The sequence below is a fragment of the Mycolicibacterium vaccae NBRC 14118 = CIP 105934 genome (genome assembly GCF_001552715.1).
Lineage (GTDB): Bacteria > Actinomycetota > Actinomycetes > Mycobacteriales > Mycobacteriaceae > Mycobacterium > Mycobacterium vaccae.
This window is the reverse complement of sequence record NZ_BCRS01000295.1, coordinates 1-2966: the sequence shown is the minus strand read 5'-3', so window position 1 is coordinate 2966 and position 2966 is coordinate 1. Positions and strand designations below refer to the sequence as shown.

Annotated in this window: 2 protein-coding genes; both read left to right on the top strand. The window is 71.8% G+C overall.

Translation table 11 applies throughout. The annotated features are described in order from the left end of the window. Nucleotides 1-1527, top strand: a 1527-nt coding sequence (locus MVA01S_RS29320) for a PD-(D/E)XK nuclease family protein (protein WP_169801789.1), incomplete at its 5' end; no start/stop codon positions are given. Further along, nucleotides 1524-2966, top strand: a 1443-nt coding sequence (locus tag MVA01S_RS29315) for an ATP-dependent helicase (RefSeq protein ID WP_159426382.1), incomplete at its 3' end; no start/stop codon positions are given. The genes MVA01S_RS29320 and MVA01S_RS29315, both read left to right, overlap by 4 nt.

Below are 2966 nucleotides of genomic sequence, written 5' to 3'. Positions count from 1 at the left end.
GCCGCGATCGAGCGCGGCGGGCCCGCAGGAGCCCAGGCCGACCGCGACCTCGACGCCGTCACCGCGATGTTCGACGTCGCCGAGCAGTACGTCACCCGCACCGCCGGTGCGTCGCTGCGCGGCCTGGTCGACCACATCGGCGCGTTGTCGCTACCGCCCGCCCGGTCCGCCGAGCACGCGCCGGAGGCGGTCGCGCTGCTCAGCGCGCACTCCGCGCTGGACCGGGAGTGGGAGTTCGTGGTGCTGGCGGGGCTGCAGGAAGGGTTGTGGCCCAACGTCGCCCCGCGCGGCGGGGTGCTGGGCACCCAGCAACTGGTGGATGTGCTCGACGGGGTCGTCGACATCGGTCAGCGTGCGTTGTCGAGCAGGGCCCCGCTGCTGGCCGAGGAACGCAGGCTGCTCATCGCCGCGATCGGTCGGGCCCGCAGTCGGTTGCTGGTGACGGCCGTCGACAGCGACTGCGGCGACGACGCGATGCTGCCGTCGTCGTTCTGCCAGGAGATCGCCGCATTGGCCACCGAGTCGGATCCGCAACCCGCAACGCCGATCCGCGCTCCCCGGCTGCTGGCGCCGTCCGCTGTCGTGGGGCGGCTGCGGTCGGTGGTGTGCGCGCCGCCGGGAACCGTCGACGACACCGAACGAGCTTGCGCGGCAGCTCAGTTGGCGCGGATGGCCGAGGCCGGCGTGCACGGCGCAGACCCGGCCTCCTGGTACGGCGCGCGGGGACTGTCCAGCGACGAACCGCTGTGGCAGGACGGTGACCACGTGGTGACGCTGTCCCCGTCGACGCTGCAGATGCTCTCGGACTGCCCGCTGCGCTGGCTGCTGGAGCGGCACGGTGGTTCCCGCGGCCGTGATGTGCGCTCCAGCCTGGGCTCGCTGGTGCACGCGCTGATCTCCGAGTCCGGGCGCACCGAGTCGCAGCTGCTCAACGGACTGGAGAAGGTCTGGGGGGAACTGCCTTTCGACGCGCAGTGGTATGCCGACAACGAACGGGCCCGGCACCTGGAGATGCTGAGCACCTTCCTGCGGTGGCGAGAGGACACCCGTGGCGAGCTCACCGAGGTCGGCACCGAGGTCGAGGTCGACGGCGAGGTCGGTGCCGCCGATGGTGGCCTGCCGGCCGTGCGGGTGCGCGGGCGATTGGACCGGCTGGAACGCGACAGCGAGGGCCGGTTGGTGGTGATCGACGTCAAGACCGGAAAGAGTCCGGTGAGCAAGGACGACGCGCAGAGTCACGCGCAGCTGGCGCTCTACCAGCTGGCTGTCGCGGCGGGCCTGCTCGCCGACGGCGACCAGCCCGGGGGCGGCCGGCTGGTCTACCTCGGCAAGACCACCGGCGGTGGCGCCACCGAACGACACCAGGATCCGATGACCGCCGACGGCCGCGCCGAGTGGGAGGAGCAGGTCCACCGTGCCGCCTCGGCGACGCAGGGTCCGCAGTTCGTGGCCAGGGTCAACGACGGCTGCGCGCACTGCCCGGTCCGCGCTATGTGTCCCACCCAGAACACCAGGAGCGACGCGTGACGGGTCCCCGGTACAGCCCTACCGAACTGTCAAGGGCCCTCGGTCTTTTCGAGCCTACCGACGAGCAGGCGGCGGTGATCTCCGCCGAGCCGGGGCCGCTGGTGGTGATCGCCGGTGCCGGGGCGGGCAAGACCGAGACCATGGCGGCGCGGGTGGTGTGGCTGGTCGCGAACGGTTACGCGAGTCCGGGCGAGGTGCTCGGGCTGACCTTCACCCGTAAAGCGGCGGGTCAGCTGCTGCGCCGGGTACGTGCCCGGCTGGCGCGGCTGGCCGGGGCGGGCCTGATGCTTCCCGCAGGCGCCGATCTCGCCGACGATCCCGTCACCATCAGCACCTACCACGCATTCGCGGGAAACCTGTTGCGCGAGTACGGTCTGCTGCTGCCGGTCGAGCCCGACACCCGGCTGCTCGGGGAAACCGAGTTGTGGCAGCTGGCGTTCCAGGTGGTGTGCGAACATCCCGCCGCACTGGACACCGAAAAGTCGCCGGCCTCGATCACCGACATGGTGCTGCGGCTGGCCGGGCAACTCTCCGAGCATCTGGTCGACACCGCGCAACTGCGCGACACCCACGTCGAACTGGAGCGGCTGGTGCTCACGCTGCCGGCCGGCCGGTATCAGCGTGACCGCGGCCCCAGCCAATGGCTGTTGCGCATGCTGGCGACCCAGACCGAGCGCACCATGCTGGTGCCGTTGATCGACGCGCTGCACCGCCGGATGCGCGACGAGAGGGTGATGGATTTCGGCATGCAGATGGCCTCCGCGGCGCGGCTGGCAGAGCAGTGCCCCCAGGTCGGCGAACAGTTGCGGCAGCGTTACCGGGTGGTGCTGCTCGACGAGTACCAGGACACCGGCCACGCCCAGCGGGTTGCGTTGTCCTCCTTGTTCGGTGGCGGCGCTGACGACGGTCTGGCGCTGACGGCCGTCGGGGACCCGATCCAGTCCATCTACGGCTGGCGCGGAGCCTCGGCGACCAACCTGCCGCGGTTCACCACCGATTTCCCGTTCTCGGACGGCACCCCGGCGCCGACTTTGGAGCTGCGCACCAGCTGGCGCAACCCGCCGGAGGTGCTGCACCTGGCCAACGAGGTGTCGGTCGAGGCCCGTCACCGCTCGGTGGCGGTGCGCGCGCTGCAGCCGCGCCCGGGCGCCGAACCCGGCAGTGTGCGGTGTGCGCTGCTGCACGACGTCGAGACCGAACGGGAATGGGTCGCCGAGCAGATCGCGTCCCGCTGGCACGGCGGGATCGACACCGACGGCGCCGCGCCGACGGCCGCAGTCCTGGTGCGGCGCAACGCCGATGCCGGACCGATGGCCGACGCGCTGAACCGCCGAGGTGTCCCGGTCGAGGTGGTCGGACTGGCCGGGCTGCTGGCCGTGCCCGAGGTCGCCGACGTGGTCGCGATGCTGCGGCTGACGGCCGATCCGACTGCCGGCGCG